18 protein-coding genes are annotated in these 18,386 nt (G+C 57.1%); 14 read left to right on the plus strand and 4 right to left on the minus strand.

Translation table 11 applies throughout. From position 1 onward, the window contains the following. Positions 1 to 110: 110 nt before the first annotated feature. The 3 genes from uvrD to corA all read left to right on the plus strand — a co-directional run bounded on the left by uvrD (position 111) and on the right by corA (position 3,546). Positions 111 to 2,273, plus strand: coding sequence for a DNA helicase II (gene uvrD / locus AQ981_RS10950; protein ID WP_058911787.1), 2,163 nt, complete (start codon positions 111 to 113; stop codon positions 2,271 to 2,273). A 63-nt stretch (positions 2,274 to 2,336) separates the two neighbouring features. Beyond that, the gene (gene ysgD / locus AQ981_RS28515) at positions 2,337 to 2,444 is read left to right on the plus strand and encodes a YsgD/CorL family protein (RefSeq protein ID WP_420809752.1); all 108 of its coding nucleotides are present in this window, start codon (positions 2,337 to 2,339) and stop codon (positions 2,442 to 2,444) included. A gap of 151 nt (positions 2,445 to 2,595) precedes the next feature. Beyond that, positions 2,596 to 3,546, plus strand: a complete 951-nt coding sequence (gene corA / locus AQ981_RS10955) for a magnesium/cobalt transporter CorA (RefSeq protein ID WP_058911788.1) — start codon at positions 2,596 to 2,598, stop codon at positions 3,544 to 3,546. A 29-nt stretch (positions 3,547 to 3,575) separates the two neighbouring features. Here corA and xylR read toward each other — a convergent pair whose 3' ends face one another. Continuing rightward, positions 3,576 to 4,754, minus strand: a complete 1,179-nt coding sequence (gene xylR / locus AQ981_RS10960; RefSeq protein WP_058911789.1) for a D-xylose utilization transcriptional activator XylR — start codon at positions 4,752 to 4,754, stop codon at positions 3,576 to 3,578. A 266-nt stretch (positions 4,755 to 5,020) separates the two neighbouring features. Here xylR and AQ981_RS27635 point away from each other — a divergent pair, with 266 nt between their 5' ends. From AQ981_RS27635 to AQ981_RS10985, 6 genes are all read left to right on the plus strand, one after another. Further along, positions 5,021 to 5,161, plus strand: a complete 141-nt coding sequence (locus AQ981_RS27635; protein WP_154675931.1) for a hypothetical protein — start codon at positions 5,021 to 5,023, stop codon at positions 5,159 to 5,161. A gap of 382 nt (positions 5,162 to 5,543) precedes the next feature. Next, the gene (xylA, locus tag AQ981_RS10965) at positions 5,544 to 6,866 is read left to right on the plus strand and encodes a xylose isomerase (protein ID WP_058911790.1); all 1,323 of its coding nucleotides are present in this window, start codon (positions 5,544 to 5,546) and stop codon (positions 6,864 to 6,866) included. A gap of 75 nt (positions 6,867 to 6,941) precedes the next feature. Next, positions 6,942 to 8,393: a xylulokinase gene (xylB, locus tag AQ981_RS10970; protein WP_058911791.1), complete on the plus strand. Its 1,452-nt coding sequence runs from the start codon at positions 6,942 to 6,944 to the stop codon at positions 8,391 to 8,393. 215 nt (positions 8,394 to 8,608) lie between these two features. Then, positions 8,609 to 9,052, plus strand: a complete 444-nt coding sequence (gene yiaA / locus AQ981_RS10975; RefSeq protein WP_058911792.1) for an inner membrane protein YiaA — start codon at positions 8,609 to 8,611, stop codon at positions 9,050 to 9,052. A gap of 137 nt (positions 9,053 to 9,189) precedes the next feature. Then, positions 9,190 to 9,732, plus strand: a complete 543-nt coding sequence (locus tag AQ981_RS10980) for a cysteine hydrolase family protein (protein WP_058911793.1) — start codon at positions 9,190 to 9,192, stop codon at positions 9,730 to 9,732. A 21-nt stretch (positions 9,733 to 9,753) separates the two neighbouring features. Then, positions 9,754 to 10,674: a GlxA family transcriptional regulator gene (locus AQ981_RS10985; RefSeq protein ID WP_058911794.1), complete on the plus strand. Its 921-nt coding sequence runs from the start codon at positions 9,754 to 9,756 to the stop codon at positions 10,672 to 10,674. On the opposite strand, the gene AQ981_RS10990 is transcribed toward AQ981_RS10985, so the two are convergent. After that, entirely contained in the window at positions 10,671 to 11,666 is a 996-nt protein-coding gene (locus AQ981_RS10990) for an acyltransferase (protein WP_058911795.1), read from the minus strand. The two genes, AQ981_RS10985 and AQ981_RS10990, sit on opposite strands and share 4 nt — an antisense overlap. A 191-nt stretch (positions 11,667 to 11,857) precedes the next feature. Between AQ981_RS10990 and AQ981_RS10995 the strand changes: the two genes are divergently transcribed. The 4 genes from AQ981_RS10995 (at position 11,858) to yidD (ending at position 15,857) form a co-directional block, all read left to right on the plus strand. Next, a complete protein-coding gene (locus AQ981_RS10995) occupies positions 11,858 to 12,166 on the plus strand; it encodes a YsaB family lipoprotein (RefSeq protein ID WP_071608873.1) in 309 nt (102 codons plus the stop codon). Between the two features lie 164 nt (positions 12,167 to 12,330). Then, positions 12,331 to 13,242, plus strand: a complete 912-nt coding sequence (gene glyQ / locus AQ981_RS11000) for a glycine--tRNA ligase subunit alpha (protein WP_058911796.1) — start codon at positions 12,331 to 12,333, stop codon at positions 13,240 to 13,242. Between the two features lie 9 nt (positions 13,243 to 13,251). Beyond that, positions 13,252 to 15,321 (plus strand): glycine--tRNA ligase subunit beta, encoded by a 2,070-nt coding sequence (gene glyS / locus AQ981_RS11005; RefSeq protein WP_058911797.1) that lies wholly within the window; start codon positions 13,252 to 13,254, stop codon positions 15,319 to 15,321. 89 nt (positions 15,322 to 15,410) lie between these two features. Next, positions 15,411 to 15,857, plus strand: a complete 447-nt coding sequence (gene yidD, locus AQ981_RS25995) for a membrane protein insertion efficiency factor YidD (protein WP_071608874.1) — start codon at positions 15,411 to 15,413, stop codon at positions 15,855 to 15,857. Here the strand turns inward: yidD and rarD are convergent. Together rarD and AQ981_RS11015 are read right to left on the minus strand one after the other, a co-directional pair. Next, a complete protein-coding gene (gene rarD, locus AQ981_RS11010; RefSeq protein ID WP_058911798.1) occupies positions 15,854 to 16,747 on the minus strand; it encodes an EamA family transporter RarD in 894 nt (297 codons plus the stop codon). The two genes, yidD and rarD, sit on opposite strands and share 4 nt — an antisense overlap. 75 nt (positions 16,748 to 16,822) lie before the next feature. Beyond that, positions 16,823 to 17,293, minus strand: a complete 471-nt coding sequence (locus tag AQ981_RS11015; protein WP_058911799.1) for a thioesterase family protein — start codon at positions 17,291 to 17,293, stop codon at positions 16,823 to 16,825. Between the two features lie 166 nt (positions 17,294 to 17,459). Here AQ981_RS11015 and pldA point away from each other — a divergent pair, with 166 nt between their 5' ends. Then, positions 17,460 to 18,329 carry a phospholipase A gene (gene pldA / locus AQ981_RS11020; protein ID WP_058911800.1) on the plus strand — a complete coding sequence of 290 codons (870 nt, stop codon included), beginning with the start codon at positions 17,460 to 17,462 and terminating at the stop codon, positions 18,327 to 18,329. The last annotated feature ends 57 nt before the right edge of the window (positions 18,330 to 18,386 follow it).

The following is an 18,386-nucleotide window of genomic DNA, read 5'->3' on the forward strand; positions in this document are numbered from 1 at the left end:
TATAAAAATCCAGGGTTTTTGCTTTTACCTCATCCGGCTGCGGGCATTTGTCTGGCGCGGCCGACAGTATGACGGGGAGTGACCCTCACCTGATAAGCGCGGCGGTGCCAATGGACGTTTCTTACCTGCTTGATAGCCTGAACGATAACCAGCGCGAGGCCGTTGCGGCGCCGCGCGGCAATTTGCTGGTGCTGGCCGGAGCGGGGAGCGGCAAGACGCGGGTGCTGGTGCATCGTATCGCCTGGCTGATGTCGGTGGAAAATTGCTCGCCGTATTCGATCATGGCGGTGACCTTTACCAACAAAGCGGCGGCGGAAATGCGCCACCGTATCGGTCAGTTGATGGGCACCAGCCAGGGCGGCATGTGGGTCGGGACTTTCCACGGTCTGGCTCATCGTCTGCTGCGCGCTCACCATATGGACGCTGGTTTACCGCAGGATTTCCAGATTCTCGACAGCGAAGATCAACTGCGTCTGCTGAAGCGGCTGATTAAGGCCATGAATCTCGATGAGAAGCAGTGGCCGCCGCGCCAGGCGATGTGGTACATCAATGGCAAAAAAGATGAAGGGCTGCGCCCACAGCACATTGAAAGCTATGGTAATCCGGTAGAGCAGACCTGGCAGAAGGTCTACCAGGCTTACCAGGAAGCGTGCGATCGCGCCGGGCTGGTGGATTTCGCCGAGTTGCTGCTGCGCGCTCACGAGCTGTGGCTTAATAAACCTCATATTCTTAACCACTACCGGGAACGCTTCACCAATATCCTGGTGGATGAGTTTCAGGATACCAACAGTATTCAGTACGCGTGGATTCGCCTGCTGGCCGGGGATAGCGGCAAGGTGATGATCGTCGGCGATGACGACCAGTCTATTTATGGCTGGCGCGGCGCGCAGGTCGAGAACATTCAGCGCTTTCTCAACGATTTTCCCGGGGCGAAAACTATTCGTCTGGAGCAGAACTACCGCTCGACCAATAACATCCTTAACGCGGCGAATGCCCTGATCGCCAACAATGCCGGGCGGCTGGGGAAAAATCTCTGGACTGATGGCAGCGACGGCGAGCCTATCTCCCTGTACTGCGCTTTTAATGAGCTGGACGAAGCGCGTTTTGTGGTCAACCGCATCAAGGTGTGGCAGGAAAACGGCGGCGCGCTGGAACAATGCGCGATTCTCTACCGCAGCAACGCCCAGTCGCGAGTGCTGGAAGAGGCGTTGTTGCAGGCCAGTATGCCGTATCGCATTTATGGCGGTATGCGCTTCTTCGAACGCCAGGAGATCAAGGATGCGCTCTCTTACCTGCGCTTGATCGCTAACCGTAATGACGATGCGGCTTTCGAGCGGGTGGTGAATACCCCGACGCGCGGTATTGGCGATCGTACGCTGGATGTGGTGCGTCAGACTTCCCGGGATCGCCAGTTGACCCTGTGGCAGGCCAGCCGGTTGCTGTTGCAGGAAAAAGCGCTCGCCGGTCGCGCCGCCAGCGCGTTGCAGCGTTTTATCGAGCTTATTGACGCGCTGGCCCATGAAACGGCGGAAATGCCGCTGCATGTGCAGACCGACAGGGTAATTCGCGATTCCGGCCTGTGGATGATGTACGAACAGGAGAAGGGCGAAAAAGGGCAAACCCGGATCGAAAACCTTGAGGAACTGGTCACGGCGACGCGCCAGTTCAGTTACAACGATGAAGATGAAGACCTGATGCCGCTGCAGGCTTTTCTTTCCCACGCCGCGCTGGAGGCCGGGGAAGGGCAGGCTGATACCTGGCAGGATGCGGTACAATTGATGACGCTCCATTCGGCGAAAGGGCTGGAATTCCCGCAGGTATTTATCGTCGGTATGGAAGAAGGAATGTTTCCGAGCCAGATGTCGCTGGATGAAGGCGGCCGTCTGGAAGAGGAGCGGCGCCTTGCCTATGTGGGGATTACCCGGGCGATGCAGAAACTGACCATGACCTACGCGGAAACCCGCCGTCTGTACGGTAAAGAAGCATATCATCGCCCATCGCGCTTTATTGGCGAACTGCCGGAGGAGTGCGTGGAAGAGGTGCGGCTGCGCGCCAGCGTCAGTCGTCCGGTCAGTCACCAGCGCATGGGGACGCCGGTCGCCCAGAATGATACCGGCTATAAGCTGGGGCAGCGGGTGCGTCACCCGAAATTTGGTGAAGGAACGATTGTCAATCTGGAAGGCAGCGGCGAGCATAGTCGTCTGCAGGTGGCGTTTCAGGGGCAGGGCATTAAGTGGCTGGTGGCGGCGTACGCGCGGCTGGAAACCGTCTGAGCCGGGGCGTTACACTGGCAACGATTTATTCCATTGCGGCTGCGGGTTGCGTGTTGACGCCATATGGCGGCTGGCGTAACATGCGCGCACGATTACACTAAGAGGACACTCGCCTTGGACACACCCAGTAGATGCTGGCTCATTAACCTGTTATCCAGGAATAACCACTAAGGCTGTCCTCTTATGCTGATAGCCTTAGTGGTTATCGGCGACCCGATTCTCTCCCGTCGCATTGAGTCAGATCGTTGGCTCTGAAACTCTGCTCGTTTCGGTGTGCTCCGCGAAGTGTTGTTGATGACATTTTGTCCTGGGAGTACCGGTCATGCTGAGCGCATTTCAACTGGAAAACAATCGTCTGTCACGCCTTGAACTTGATGAGGTGGATACGCTGGCCAATGCTGTCTGGGTGGATCTGATGGAGCCCGACGACGATGAGCGCCAGCGCGTTCAGAGCGAACTGGACCAGAGTCTGGCCACCCGGCCGGAACTGGAAGACATCGAAGCATCGGCACGTTTTTTCGAAGACGAAGACGGCCTGCACATTCACTCATTTTTTCTTTTTGAAGATGCGGAAGACCACACCGGTAACTCCACCGTGGCGTTCACTATCCGCAATGGCCGTCTGTTCACCCTGCGCGAGCGCGAACTGCCGGCGTTTCGCCTGTACCGTATGCGCGCCCGCAATCAGTCAATGGTCGACGGCAATGCTTATGAACTGTTGCTCGATCTGTTCGAGACCAAAATCGAACAGCTCGCCGATCAGATCGAAAACATCTACAGCGATCTGGAAAAGCTCAGCCGGGTGATCATGGAGGGCCAGCAGGGGGATGAGTATGACGACGCGCTTTCCACGCTGGCGGGGCAGGAAGATATCGGCTGGAAAGTGCGCCTGTGTCTGATGGATACCCAGCGTGCGCTCAACTTTCTGGTACGTAAAGCGCGTCTGCCCGGCAGCCAACTGGAGCAGGCCAGAGAGATCATCCGCGATATTGAATCCCTGCTGCCGCACAACGAATCACTGTTTCAGAAGGTGAACTTCCTGATGCAGGCGGCAATGGGCTTCATTAACATCGAGCAGAACCGGATTATTAAGATCTTCTCAGTGGTCTCCGTGGTATTCCTGCCGCCGACGCTGGTGGCCTCCAGCTACGGGATGAACTTTGAGTTCATGCCGGAGCTGCGCTGGAGTTTTGGCTATCCGGCGGCGATCATTTTCATGATTCTGGCCGGGCTGGCGCCGTACCTGTACTTTAAGCGCCGTAACTGGCTGTGACCCTCTGTGAGGCCGGCGCCGCGTCGGCCTTACATCAGCGCTTCGCCATGACGTTCGCGATATTCTTTGGGGGTGGCGTCATACTCTTTCTTAAACACCGAATAAAAATACTGTAGCGACGGATAGCCGCACATCCGGGAGATCTCGTTGATCGACAGCGAAGTGGCGATCAGCAGGCTGCGGGCTTTCTCAAGCTTTTCGGCGTGGATCACCGCGTGAATGGTCTCACCCACCTCTTCTTTAAAACGCTTCTCCAGATTGGAGCGCGATATGCCCACGGCATCCAGCACCTGCTCCACTTTAATCCCTTTACAGGCATGATTGCGGATATAGTGCATGGCCTGGATTACCGCCGGATCGGTAAGCGAGCGGTAGTCGGTGGAGCGGCGTTCGATCACCCGTACCGGCGGAACCAGGATGCGCTGCAGGGGTAATGTTTCCCCGGCCAGCAGGCGATGCAGCAGTTTGGCGGCCTGATAACCCATCTGGCGAGTGCCCTGGGCGACGGATGACAGCGCTACCCGGGACAGATAGCGGGTCAATTCTTCATTATCGATACCGATCACGCACAGCTTTTCCGGCACCGGGATGTGTAAATGTTCGCAGACCTGTAGAAGATGGCGCGCCCGGGCATCGGTGACGGCGATAATACCGGTCTGGGGCGGGAGCGTTTGCACCCAGTCGGCGAGGCGATTCTGGGCGTGTTGCCAGTTTTCCGGCGCCGTCTCCAGCCCCTGATAAACCACCCCCTGATAGTTCTCGCGGCTGACCAGAGTACGAAACGCGTGTTCCCGCTCCTGCGCCCAGCGCTTGCCGCCGGAGGCAGGCAGACCGTAAAAGGCAAAGCGGTGGACGCCTTTTTCCCGCAGGTGCAGGAAAGCGCGCTCCACCAGCGCAAAGTTATCGGTAGCAATATAGTGCACCGCCGGATAGTCCTCCGGGCGATGGTAAGAGCCGCCGACGCCGACGATTGGCACATCGGTATGGGCCAACAGGATTTCGATTTCTTTATCATCAAAATCGGCGATGACGCCGTCGCCCAGCCACTCTTTAATGTGTTCAATACGGGTACGGAAATCCTCTTCAATGAAGATGTCCCATTCAGACTGCGACGCCTGCAGGTACTCCCCCACACCTTCAATCACCTGGCGGTCATAGGCCTTGTTGGCGTTGAATAACAGGGTAATACGGTGACGCTTCTCAAACATGTTGTAGTTTCCAGACGTAGACGTTAGCACTCAACTCAATAGCAGATAATAAACGCTGCCGGGGGATTTACCGTTGAGAATGTGAGCTGTTGCGGCTTTCCTTTTGCACTAAGGTTACTGAACCGTGGATTTATTATTTTCCGGACGCCGACAAGGTGGCTTAATACGCCGCTGGTGAGGCAGAGAAATGTCGGGCATTGATTATTGATGGGCGGGTAAATCGCGGCGCTGTGGTTTGATGAATACATTATTGTGACTCCCTTATTATGACCACATCTGAACATCCTGAAGAGAATAAAATGAAAGGGGCGATTATTTTAAACGTTTCTCCGGATAATGGCGCGGGCTGGCTACGGGATATTATCCGGGTGGCGGGTTACGGCACCGTTGCGCACGGATGCGCCTGAGAGAGTCGTCAGCCCGGATATGTGGTTGTGGGTCATGTAAGGCCTCCGGTCGCGGATACTCAGATGAAGAAACGTTAACAACAACGGCTAACATTAATATCAGATCTTTTCGCCTGGCAATTACGGGTTCTTATTACCGGGTTATGATTTTTTATCTATTTAAGTGAAATATGACCGCGATCGAATTTTAATCGTCAGCGTATTTTATGGTGCCGTAAAAATTTTATTGACGACGGTGATATAGCCTTTTTTGCGAGCTGGCGCACGTTTGGGTATTCTCTGAATCCGCCTGTGAAATAACGTAATTGAGCGCCGCGCAGGGAAAATCCAGGATGGTTCTACTGCTGTAGAGCATCATTTCCCTGAATACGGAGTTCACATTATGCAAGCCTATTTCGATCAACTCGACCGCGTACGCTATGAAGGCCCGAAAACCACTAACCCTCTGGCATTTCGCCACTACAACCCGGACGAGCTGGTGCTGGGCAAGCGTATGGAGGATCATCTGCGTTTTGCCGCCTGCTACTGGCACACATTCTGCTGGAACGGCGCCGACATGTTTGGTATCGGCTCGTTCGATCGTCCCTGGCAGCACGCCGGCGACGCGCTGGCGATGGCGAAGCTGAAAGCCGATGTGGCGTTCGAATTTTTCTACAAACTGAATGTACCGTATTACTGCTTCCATGATGTGGATGTTTCCCCGGAAGGCGCGACGCTGAATGAATATCTGAGTCATTTTGCCCAAATGGTTGATGTACTGGGAGAAAAACAGCAGCAGAGCGGTATGAAGCTGCTGTGGGGAACCGCTAACTGTTTTACCAATCCACGTTACGGCGCCGGCGCCGCCACCAGCCCGGACCCGGAAGTGTTCGCCCGGGCGGCGACCCAGGTGTTTACAGCGATGAATGCGACTCAGCAACTGGGTGGGGAAAATTATGTCCTGTGGGGGGGGCGTGAGGGTTACGAAACCCTGCTGAATACCGATCTGCGCCAGGAGCGCGAGCAGATTGGCCGCTTTATGCAACTGGTGGTGGAGCACAAACACAAAATAGGTTTCCGCGGTACATTGCTGATCGAACCAAAACCGCAGGAGCCAACCAAGCACCAGTATGATTATGATGTGGCGACGGTGTACGGCTTCCTGAAACAGTTCGGCCTCGAAAAAGAGATCAAGGTTAACATCGAAGCTAACCACGCCACGCTGGCCGGTCACTCGTTCCATCATGAAATCGCCTCGGCGATCGCGCTGGGAATTTTTGGTTCGGTGGATGCCAACCGCGGCGATGCGCAACTGGGCTGGGACACTGACCAGTTCCCGAACAGCGTGGAAGAGAACGCGCTGGTGATGTATGAGATCCTTAAAGCCGGAGGCTTCACGACCGGCGGTCTGAACTTTGATGCGAAAGTGCGCCGCCAGAGCACCGATAAATATGACCTGTTCTATGGCCATATCGGCGCGATGGATACCATGGCGCTGGCGCTGAAAGTCGCGGCCCGCATGATTGAGGACGGTGAACTGGATAAGCGTGTGGCGCAGCGCTATGCCGGGTGGAACGGCGAGCTGGGGCAGCAAATCCTCAAGGGGCAGCTGACGCTGGCGGAACTGGCGCAATACGCGCAGCAGCATAACCTCGATCCGGTACATCGCAGCGGCCAGCAGGAGCGGCTGGAAAACCTGGTTAACTACTATCTGTTCGATAAATAAGATCTGAATATCTTTTCAATAAATAAACCACACTGCGCCACGCCTGCCGTGGCGCTCTGTTAAGGAGTGGTGGCAATGTATATCGGGATCGATCTTGGCACCTCGGGGGTGAAAGCGATACTGCTCGGGGAGCAGGGAGACGTGCTGGCCTCCCGTACCGAACCGCTGACGGTATCCCGCCTTCATCCGCTATGGTCCGAACAGGACCCGGAGCAGTGGTGGCAGGCGACGGATAAGGCGATGCAGGCGCTGGGACGGCAGCATGATTTGCGCGGTGTTAAAGCCGTTGGCCTCGCCGGCCAGATGCATGGCGCAACGCTGCTTGATAAACATCAGCGAGTTCTGCGCCCGGCAATATTGTGGAATGACGGACGCTGCGCCCGGGAGTGCCAGTTGCTGGAGTCCCTGGTAGCGCAGTCGCGCGACATCACCGGCAATTTGATGATGCCCGGTTTTACCGCCCCGAAATTATTGTGGGTGGAACGCCATGAACCAGAGATCTTTCGCCAGGTCGCGAAGGTTTTACTGCCGAAAGATTACCTGCGGTTGCGGATGACTGGCGAGTTCGCCAGCGACATGTCCGATGCCGCCGGCACGATGTGGCTGGATGTGGCGCAGCGCGACTGGAGTGACAGGATGCTCGACGCCTGTCACCTGAGCCGGGAACATATGCCGGCGCTGTTTGAGGGGTGCCAGGTTACGGGCGCTTTAAGCGCAGAGGCGGCCGGGCGCTGGGGAATGGCGCAGGTGCCGGTGGTGGCGGGCGGCGGCGATAATGCGGCGGGAGCCATCGGCGCCGGGATGGTCGATGCCGGGCAGGCCATGCTATCGCTGGGTACCTCCGGGGTGTATTTCGCCGTCAGCGACGGGTTTCTCAGCCGGCCGGAACAGGCGGTACACAGTTTCTGTCATGCCCTGCCGTCGCGCTGGCATCTGATGTCGGTGATGCTCAGTGCGGCCTCCTGCCTCGACTGGGCGGTGAAACTGACCGGTATGGACAGCGTGCCGGCGCTGATTAGCGCGGCGCAACAGGCCAGCGAGGACGCTGGCGCGCTGTGGTTCCTGCCTTATCTTTCCGGAGAACGCACGCCGCACAATAATCCGCAGGCTAAAGGCGTTTTCTTTGGCCTGACCCATCAGCATGGCCCGGCAGAACTGGCTCGCAGCGTGCTTGAAGGGGTGGGTTATGCGCTGGCGCAGGGGATGGATGTGGTACACGAATGTGGGGTAAAGCCGCAGAGTATCACGCTGATCGGCGGCGGCGCGCGCAGCGCGTACTGGCGTCAGATGCTGGCGGATATCAGCGGCCAGACCCTTGACTACCGCACCGGCGGTGATGTTGGTCCGGCGCTGGGCGCGGCGCGGCTGGCGCAGATCGCCATGACGCCGGGCTGCGATTTGCACACCCTGTTGCCGCAACTGCCACTTGAGCAACGGCATGAGCCTGATGCACAGCGTCACGCCGACTATGCCGGGCGGCGCCAGGTTTTCAGTCAGCTCTACCAGACGCTGAAGCCGTTGATGTGACAGCAAAAAATCAGAAGACCGGGGCCGTACCGCTGTTTGCGGGGCGGCCTTTTTCTTTTGCCATGCCGCAGTATTGTTACGTCAGGGGCCGGGGAGTAAATTGAGAATAACTCCTGGTTCTGTCAGGTGCCGGTTTCTGCGTCGCTCTGTTATTCTGAGCGCCGGGTTGCTAACGTGCAGCCTAATCAATGGATCGATCAATCAGGGAACGTTAAATGGAAAAGTCTGTTCAGGTTACTTCGCCGGCGTTTAATGCCGTTTCATGGCTGGCATTTATCGGCGGTATTGTGGTTTATCTTATCGGGTTGTGGCGTGCTGAAATGCAGCTCAATGAAAAGGGCTATTATTTTGCGGTACTGGTTCTTGGCCTGTTTGCCGCCATCTCGCTGCAGAAAACGGTGCGCGACCGGATGGAGGATATTCCCACCACGCCTATCTATTTTGGCGCCTGCCTGCTGGCGTTTATCGTTGCCGTATTGCTGCTGGCCGTGGGGCTATGGAACGCAGAACTGCTACTCAGTGAGAAAGGGTTCTATGGGCTGGCGTTCTTCCTGAGCCTGTTTGGCGCGATCGCCGTTCAGAAGAACGTGCGCGACGCGGTCAATGACAAAGGCGAGGACAGCATTCTGTCGATGCCGGCGTCTCAGGAACACGACTAAGCGCAGGACGCGCCGGGCTGCCATAAGCGCCCGGCGCGATTGTCCATAATGCGTCGTTTGCTGTCCGATTCTGGTCTTCTTCACAGTCAATAATCCCACCACAATAGGGCTTCCTCATCAAAATCAGGAGTCCGAATATGACCCGTAGTGCGTTACTGAATATTGATACCCAGTGCTCTTTCATGCACTGTGATTTCTGGCAGCAGCAGGATGTTCCGGCGTTTCAGCAGGAGATGTTGCGGCTGATCGACGGCTGCCAGGCGCGTGGCGTTCCGGTGGTGGATATTTTTCACGTTTCGCAGGCGGGGCCATTCTCGCTGGCCTCCGGCCACGTGCGGGCGATGCCTTTTCTGCATCATCAGCCAGCGGTCAGTTTCTATAAGCATGTCCATAACGCTTTTACCGATACCGGGCTGGACCACTGGCTGCGGGTCAGGGATATTAATCACCTGATTATTTGCGGTACCCGCACTGAGCAGTGCTGTGAAACCACGGCGCGCATTGCGTCTGATATGGGGTATCGGGTGACCTTTGTCAGCGCCGCGATGCTCACTTTTCCGATGCGCTGGCAGGGGGTAACGCTGGATAGCGCGACGCTGCGCCACCGTACCGAAACCGTGCTGAATGGGCGTTTTGCCACCGTGATGGATGTAGACGGTTGCCTGGCAGCGCTGGACTGATATTCCCTGGCAGGAAAGAAGATGGCGACAGATATCTGGTTTGTTGTGTTACCTGGCGTGCTGGCGCTGGATCTTACCGGGCCGGCGGAAACTTTCGCGCTGGCCGGTGATGCCTTCCGGCTGCACTATGTCGGGCCGCAGTCAACAGTGCGCACGTCGGTGGGGCTTTCGTTGACGGATATTCAACCGCTGCCTGATAACCTGCCTGTCGGTAGTCTGCTGGTATTGCCCGGGGTCGGCGATAGCCAGCACAATTTCGCCACCCCGGCGGCCGAAAGCGCGCGGCGCTGGCTGACCACGCTCCAGCCGGCGATTCACCGCCGGCAATTGTCGCTGGTTTGCGTCTGTTCCGGTGCGCTGCTGGCGGCGCGGGCCGGTCTGTTGAATGGAATTCAATGTACCAGCCATCATGATGTCATCCCGCGCCTGCGGGCTGTGGCGCCAGGGGCGCAGGTGAAGGAAAACCGCATTTTTGTGGAGGATCGCGGGATATGGACCAGCGCCGGGATTACGTCCGGCATTGATTTGTCCCTGAATCTGATCAATGTGCACTGCGGGCCCCGGGTTGCGCTGGAGGTTGCCCGGGAGATGGTGGTGTGGTTTCGCCGTTCCGGCGACGATCCACAACTGTCGCCGTGGCTGCGCTATCGCAACCATCTGCATCAGGCAGTACACCGGGCGCAGGACCTTCTGAACCAACAGCCGGACAATGACTGGGACTTGCCATCGCTGGCTGCCCGGGTCCACGTCAGTCCACGTCATTTAGCTCGATTGTTCCGCCAGCATCTGGGGGTGAGTGTGCGCGATTATCTTGAACGACTGCGCCTGGCGATCGCCGAACAGTGCCTGCAGGCCGGGCAGCATCCTGAACAGGCGGCGCGGGCCGCCGGTTTTTCTTCGCCGCGCCAGTTGCGTCGGGCGCAGTTGCGGGTGGCGGATTAGCTGACCAGGCGGCGGCGATCCAGTCGCTGTACCGCGGTGGAAAGCACCAGGCTGACGCCGACGGCGATACTGAAAATCCACAGCATATCCAGTACCGGCCAGGCGGCTATCTCAATGTGCCGGGTGCGCAGGGCGTGGATCACTAATGCATGGAAGCCATAAATGCCCAGCGAATGGCGCGATATAAAGGCCAGAAACGGCACCGGGCGCTGGTTAAGGGTGTTTTTGACAACGGTGAACAGGCTAAGCGCGGCGATAAAGACCAGCGGTCCGCAGTAGAGATACCAGGTATCGGCGAAGTTACCGCGCTTTTCCAGCTCTTCATGGGTACCCAGCGCAATGGCGAGTATGCACAGGATAAAACTCAGCGCCGTCAGCGGCGTAGCGCCTTTGCGGCCAGTATCCAGCGTGCCGATTGCCCGGCCCAGCAGGCCGTACAGCACATAGTAAAAAGTGTCGCCGCCGATCAACAGGTTGATCGGCAACCATTTTACGCCGTACAGGGTCTGTGGCACGGTATTGGGATTGGCGATGACCCCGAGGATCAGCGCCAGCGTAATCACCATCGTCAGAGAGGCGTTTTTCACCGCTATCAGCGGGGAAAGCAGGTAAATCACCGCCAGCGCGAAGAAGAACCATAAATGGTAAAACACCGGTTTTTGCAGCAGATTAATCAGCGACAGATGCCAGTTGATACGAGTGAATAGCGCGATATAGAGCAGGGCGACAAGGCTATAAAACAGCAGACACAGGCCAATGCGCAGAAAGTGGCGCCCCTGCGCGCTGCGTTCGCCAAAAAACAGGTAGCCGGAAATCATAAAAAACAGCGGTACGCAGACCCGGGATGCGGAATTGAGCATATTGGCCAGTTCCCAACTGAATGCGCTTACGTTACCGGGATTGGTGATATACCAGGTGGTGGTATGAATCAGCACCACCATCAGGCAGGCGATACCGCGTAAGTTATCGATCCAGTTTATTTTTTGCCCCATTGCTTCCTCTGTACCATCTTTATTATTAGCCAGTGTGCCGAACACCGATGACCGACCACAGTGGTTTTGTCTGAGTTTTGTGCCCGCGGCTTGTCACAGGCGCAGCGGCTACGCAGAATGCTGTCAGGCTGCGCTGCGCAGAAACGCGCTGAAAACTATAACGAAGATTAGCCCGACGATCGGGAACCATAATGATGATGCAAAAAAAATTACCCCTTGCGGCGCTATTCGCCGCGCTTTGGCTGGCAGGATGCAGTTCCCCAACGTCTGATGCCCCACCAGCACAGAGCAAGGCGCGCAAAGCTCCTTCCGGCGCGATGGAGCAGGTTTGCCGGGACAGCGCGGCGCATCGTTACAACACGCAGCCCCAGCGTATCGATATCCAGGACCTGGAGGAGTTTCAGGGCACTTATGAAATGCGCGGTATAACCGCCCATAACGAAGACTTTACCTGCTCGTTTGATGAAGACGGCCAGTTTCTGCACCTTTCGATGCGCTGAAGCGCTGTCCGCCGGGTTGCGGCGGCGGGTATTTCTCCCTGCCGCTATTTCTGATTTACCCGGCGCAAAGCCGCTTCGCGTCGCAGTCATGATGCAACGCGACCGCTTTTGAGTATATACTGGCCGCTTCCACCTAAATCCACTCGTATCGCGTGCGAAAGAATATGCAAAAGTTTGATACCAGGACCTTTCAGGGCCTGATCCTGACATTACAGGATTACTGGGCTCGCCAGGGCTGTACCATTGTTCAACCTTTGGACATGGAAGTCGGCGCAGGCACCTCCCACCCGATGACCTGCCTGCGCGCTCTGGGACCAGAGCCTATCGCAGCGGCTTATGTTCAGCCTTCCCGACGCCCGACCGACGGCCGCTATGGGGAAAACCCCAACCGCCTGCAACACTACTACCAGTTCCAGGTCATCATTAAGCCGTCTCCGGATAATATTCAGGAGCTGTATCTCGGCTCGCTGAAAGAGCTGGGCATGGATCCGACGATCCACGATATCCGTTTTGTGGAAGATAACTGGGAAAACCCGACGCTGGGCGCCTGGGGGCTGGGCTGGGAAGTCTGGTTGAACGGTATGGAAGTGACCCAGTTCACCTACTTCCAGCAGGTCGGCGGCCTGGAGTGTAAGCCGGTAACCGGTGAAATCACTTACGGTCTGGAGCGTCTGGCGATGTATATCCAGGGCGTGGACAGCGTTTACGATCTGGTATGGAGTGACGGGCCGTTGGGTAAAACCACCTACGGAGACGTGTTCCATCAGAACGAAGTGGAGCAGTCGACCTACAATTTCGAATATGCCGATGTGGACTTCCTGTTTACCTGCTTTGAGCAGTACGAGAAAGAAGCTCAGCTGCTGCTGGCGCTGGAAACCCCGCTGCCGCTGCCGGCCTACGAACGTATTCTGAAAGCCGCCCACAGTTTCAACCTGCTGGATGCCCGTAAGGCCATCTCCGTCACGGAACGTCAGCGCTACATTCTGCGTATTCGCACGCTGACTAAAGCCGTCGCGGAGGCTTACTACGCGTCCCGTGAAGCCCTCGGCTTCCCGATGTGCAACAGTAATAAATAAGAGGCGGCCATGTCTGAAAAAACTTTTCTGGTGGAGATTGGCACAGAAGAACTGCCACCAAAAGCCCTGCGCAGCCTGGCGGAGTCCTTTGCTGCGAATGTGACGGCGGAGCTGGATGCCGCTGGCCTGGCCCATGGCAAGGTCGAGTGGTTCGCCGCGCCGCGCCGTCTGGCGCTGAAAGTGGCGAATCTGGCCGCTTCTCAGCCGGATCGTGAAGTAGAAAAACGTGGCCCGGCTATTGCCCAGGCATTTGATGCCGAAGGCAAACCGAGCAAAGCGGCGGAAGGCTGGGCGCGCGGTTGCGGTATCACTGTCGATCAGGCGGAACGTCTGACCACCGATAAGGGCGAATGGCTGTTGTATCGCGCCCATGTGAAAGGCGAAAGCGCGCAGTCGCTGCTGCCGGCGATGGTCAACACTGCGCTGGCGAAGCTGCCGATCCCCAAATTGATGCGCTGGGGCGCCTCCGATGTGCACTTTGTGCGTCCGGTGCATACCGTGACGCTGCTGCTCGGCAGCGACCTGATCCCGGCGACGGTGCTGGGCGTGGCGTCCGATCGGGTGATTCGTGGCCATCGTTTTATGGGCGAGCCGCAGTTCACCATCGACAATGCCGAACAATATCCGCAAATTCTGCTGGAGCGCGGTAAAGTTATTGCGGATTACGACGCGCGTAAGGCGAAGATTAAAGCCGACGCCGAAGCGGCGGCGCGCCAGATTGGCGGCAATGCCGATCTCAGCGACAGCCTGCTGGAGGAGGTAACCTCGCTGGTGGAATGGCCGGTAGTGCTGACAGCGAAGTTTGAAGAGAAATTTCTTGCCGTGCCGGCGGAAGCGCTGGTTTACACCATGAAAGGGGACCAGAAATACTTCCCGGTCTACACAGGCGATGGAAAACTGCTGCCCAACTTTATCTTTGTGGCCAATATTGAGTCGAAAGATCCACAGCAGATTATCTCCGGTAACGAGAAAGTGGTGCGGCCGCGTCTGGCGGATGCTGAGTTCTTCTTCAACACCGATCGCAAAAAGCGTCTGGAAGATCACCTGCCGCGTCTTGCCACGGTACTGTTCCAGCAACAATTGGGCACCCTGCGCGACAAGACAGACCGCATTGAGGCGCTGTCCGGCTGGATCGCCCGTGAAATCGGCGCTGATGTGACTCACGCCACCCGCGCCGGTCTGCTGTCCAAGTGCGACCTGATGACCAACATGGTGTTCGAATTTACCGATACCCAGGGCGTTATGGGGATGCACTACGCGCGCCATGATGGCGAGGCGGAAGATGTTGCCGTGGCGCTCAACGAGCAGTATATGCCGCGTTTCGCCGGCGATGCGCTGCCGTCGAGCCTGGTCTCCTGCGCGGTGGCGATTGCCGATAAGATGGATACTCTGGCGGGTATTTTCGGCATTGGCCAGCATCCGAAAGGGGATAAAGACCCGTTTGCGCTGCGTCGTGCCGCGCTGGGCGTGCTGCGTATCATCGTTGAGAAGAACCTGAACCTGGATCTGCAGACGCTGACTGAAGAAGCGGTGCGTTTGTATGGCGACAAGCTGACCAATCAGAATGTGGTCGATGAGGTGATTGACTTCATGCTGGGCCGTTTCCGCGCCTGGTATCAGGAAGAAGGTCACGCGGTGGATACTATCCAGGCGGTGCTGGCGCGCCGTCCGACGCGTCCGGCGGATTTCGACGCCCGTATGCAGGCGGTATCGCACTTCCGTACTCTGGATGCGGCAGCGGCGCTGGCGGCGGCCAATAAGCGAGTGTCCAATATCCTGGCGAAGAACAGCGATCCGTTGAACGATCATATCCATCCGGCGACGCTGGTGGAGCCGGAGGAGAAAGCGCTGGTGCGCGATCTGGTGGTGTTGCGTGATAAGCTGGAACCGGTTTTCGCCCGCGGTGATTATCAGCAGGCGCTGGTGGAGCTGGCGGCGCTGCGCGCCCCGGTGGACGCCTTCTTCGATAAAGTAATGGTGATGGCGGAAGATAAAGATCTGCGCATCAACCGACTGACGCTGCTCAGTAAATTGCGCGAACTGTTCCTCGAAGTGGCGGATATCTCCCTGCTTCAGTAACCATGCGTGATGGCGCCGGCTCTGTTTGTGCAGGGCCGGCTGTTTTCCGGGGCGTAGGACGCGTCCTGGCACTGTCCAGGGAGGCCGGGATGGCCAGAGTATGGATATTGCTGATTAACGGCTACCAACGTTATCTCTCCCCGCATAAAGGCTTCCGCTGCGCCTTCGGCGCATTACACCATTCATCCGGCTGTTCAGAAGCCGTCAAACAGATCATTCAACGCCAGGGATTGACAGGTGGCTGGCCAGACATTCGCCAGCGCTTTGCCGACTGCCGCCAGGCGGCGGAACAGCTAGAGAAGCGGCGTGATAAAGAGAAAAAACGCAATCGCTGTGACTGTATGGATTTTGCCCATTGCCAGCCGCCGGACAGTTGCTCTGTGCCGCGCCTGCCGGGGGGCCCGGACAGTTGCGACTGCATTCCCGACTGTTCGTGTCTGTCAATAAGAGGGCTGCGTGGGCGAGGCGTTAAAACAATATTCCGAGGCGTTAAAACAATGTTCCCTGCCGCGGGCAGGGAACGATCGGCAGATTAGCGCAGCCTGTTGCGGCGCTGGGTATAGACCGCGTCGGTGATAAACAGCGCCAGCGCCACCCAGATAAACCCAAAAGTGACCAGCTTGTCCGGGCCGGGCACTTCGCCATAAAAGGTAACGGCCAGCAGAAACATCAACGTCGGGCCAATGTACTGAAAGAACCCCAGGGTTGAGAGTCGCAATTTGGTGGCTGCGCCGGTAAAGCACAGCAGCGGCACCGTGGTGACCACGCCCGCGGCGATCAGCAACAGATTCAGCGACCAGGGATTATCCGCCATATGGCTGGTGGGGCTATCGGCAATGCCGAACAGATAAATGGCCGCCACCGGCAGTAGCCATAATGTCTCTACCAGCATCCCGGTCTGGGCGTCGACGGCGATTTTCTTACGCACCAGTCCGTAGAATGCGAAACTGAACGCCAGCCCCAGCGCGATAACCGGCAGTGAACCGAAGGTCCACAACTGTACCAGCACGCCGCAGGCGGCCAGGATCACCGCCAGCCATTGCATGCGCCGGAAACGTTCGCCGAGGAACAGCATCCCCAGCAGTACGTTTACCAGCGGGTTGATAAAGTAACCGAGGCTGGCCTCCAGCATATGGTGATTGTTCACCGCCCAGATAAACAGTAGCCAGTTGCCGCCCACCAGTACCGCAGTGAGCCCGAGGCCCAGCAGTTTGCGTGGAGTGGCGAGGATCTTTTTCGCCTGCCGCCACTGGCGGCTGAGACTGATCAGCGCCACCATGAAAAAGAATGACCAGATTACCCGGTGGGTGAGGATTTCATCTGCCGGCACATAAGAGATCAGTTTGAAATAAGCCGGTGCGATACCCCAAATAAAATAAGCGGCGAGAGCCAGTAAAACCCCTTGCCGCGTCTGCTGCGCATCCATTGACGACACCTGATGTAAAAAAGTGGCGCAATTGTATCAGGAATACGTTCGTCATACTCCAGGTTGCTGATGGGTTTAGCCCACCATGTAAGTTGCGGTGGCGCTGGCGATATGAACCTGTGCTTCGTTGTGTAGCTCAATGCGCGCCACAGCGACTTTATTCCCGGCGCGCAGCAGGGTGCTGGCCGCGGTAAAGCGCTGACCTCTACCGGGTCGCAGATAGTCGACGCGCAAATCGATAGTGCCCATGCGCGACATTCGCTGGCGCAGCTCATCTTCGCTGATGGCGTCGTGGCGGGTCAGGGTACTGCCGACACATACCAGTCCGCCGGCAACATCCAGCGCTGCAGCGATCACCCCGCCGTGCAGGATATTTTGCGCCCAGTTACCCACCATCATCGGCTGGTGAGCGAAGCTCAACTGGGCGAACGACTTCTCATAACATTCCAGTTCCAGTCCCAGGGTGCGGTTAAACGGCATGTGATACACGAACATCTCGCCAACCAGCTGTAATACCGCTTCGGCACTCAACATTCTGGACGACATAGCAGGCTCCATCTCGGGGTTTGTAGGGTTAGTTATTGTTTGTTTCAATGATATTAATTGATTAATCCCACGTTTGTAGCTCTGATTGCTTGTAAAGGTGATGAATAACCCGGATTCTTCCGTAGGCGTAATTTCGCCCGGTTTTTTGTTCAGGAGAACATGATTTATGCGCAACCCTTCGGGATGGCTGGCGGCGCTCGGCCTGATACCCTGCGCAGTATTCGCGCAGGAGGCGGCGATAAAGCCTATTCAGGATGCCCGGCCGCCGCGCGGCAGTATCATCGCCAATATGCTGCAGGAGTATGACAACCCGTTTGTGCTCTACCCGTATGACAGCAACTATTTGATTTATACCTATACCAGCAATATGAACAAAGCGGCGATCGCCAGCTACGACTGGGCGAATGAGGCGCGCAAGGATGAAGTGAAGTTTCAGCTCAGCCTGGCGTTTCCTCTGTGGCGCGGGATCCTCGGCGAAAATTCGGTGCTGGGGGCCTCTTATACCCAGAAATCCTGGTGGCAACTGTCTAACAGTAAAGGCTCGGCGCCGTTCCGGGAAACCAACTATGAGCCACAGATGTTCCTCGGTTTCGCCACTGATTATCAGTTTGCCGGCTGGACGTTGCGCGATATTGAAGTGGGTTACAATCACCAGTCCAATGGCCGTTCCGATCCGACATCCCGCGGCTGGAACCGACTGTATACCCGTCTGATGGCGCAGAGCGGCGACTGGCTGGTGGAAGTGAAACCCTGGTATGTCGTCGGCAGCATCCGCGATAACCCGGATATCACTAAATACATGGGCTATTACCAGTTGAAAGTGGGGTATGCGCTGGGCGATGCGGTAATCAGCGCGAAAGGGCAGTATAACTGGAACACCGGCTACGGCGGCGCCGAGCTGGGGCTCAGCTACCCGATGAGCCGTCACGTCCGCCTCTACACCCAGCTATACAGCGGCTACGGCGAATCGATGATCGACTACAACTATTGCCAGACGCGCATTGGCGTCGGGGTGATGCTTAACGATCTGTTTTAATCATTGCAGTTTACCGCTCAGGCGCTGAAAATAGCGCCTGTTTTTATTTTCAGATGC

Source organism: Entomohabitans teleogrylli (assembly GCF_001484765.1).
GTDB classification, from domain to species: domain Bacteria; phylum Pseudomonadota; class Gammaproteobacteria; order Enterobacterales; family Enterobacteriaceae; genus Entomohabitans; species Entomohabitans teleogrylli.